The sequence below is a fragment of the Paraburkholderia sp. SIMBA_054 genome (genome assembly GCF_046534875.1).
GTDB lineage: Bacteria > Pseudomonadota > Gammaproteobacteria > Burkholderiales > Burkholderiaceae > Paraburkholderia > Paraburkholderia hospita.
This window is the reverse complement of record NZ_JAWRXV010000199.1, coordinates 1-683: the sequence shown is the minus strand read 5'-3', so window position 1 is coordinate 683 and position 683 is coordinate 1. Positions and strand designations below refer to the sequence as shown.

Genomic DNA, 683 nt, shown 5'->3' with positions numbered 1-683 from the left:
TTCGTGGAAGTTGCAGCCACAAGGCAGGCTTCGTGCGCGTCTTGAAAAAGAGGCGTCATCTGCCCGCGTGAAGGAAATCATTAACGTCGTGGGTACCAGGCTCGATGAGTCTGCAGTCCGCCGCGTCGCGATGACCGAGCGCAACGAGCAGGCTGAAGTCGCGACACGGCAGGCATCTGGATCGCTGTCACTGTCTCCGCTGAAAGACTGGACGTCTGACGATGTATGGTCGATGCTGGGATGCATGGCGGATTCTTCGCTTGGCTTCAGCAGCCCGCTGGAGCCTGCAACCATCGCAAGACTCTCGGAGATCTACCGCGCTGGTAATGGCGGCGTCTGCGGCGTCGTAGCTGGCGAAAGTGGCGCACGTGCGGCCTGTGGTTCCAGGTTCGGCTGCAGTTTCTGCGGTGTCACCGGCGCTCGCGACAAGTCGATGGAGTTCATGATTCAGGAGCCGGAACACGCGCACCTGAAGCCGTTGAATGACTTCCGTAACTATCTGCTTGCGATCCAGTGGGATCTGTCGCGCCGTGAACTGGTGGGCAGAACGTTAAGCGATGCCGGGTACACGCGGATTCAGGCGGATACCTATCGATTCCTGGAGCGCATGGCGATGTTGAAGATGCTCCTATCAATCGATGCGAACGAGCGGGACAGAGCGGAACGGCATTCGGGGGAGTTGG

General features: G+C 59.3%; 1 pseudogene. It reads left to right on the top strand.

What is annotated here, in order from left to right:
* Positions 1 to 683: pseudogene (locus tag SB822_RS54750) on the top strand (hypothetical protein); the annotation flags it as partial.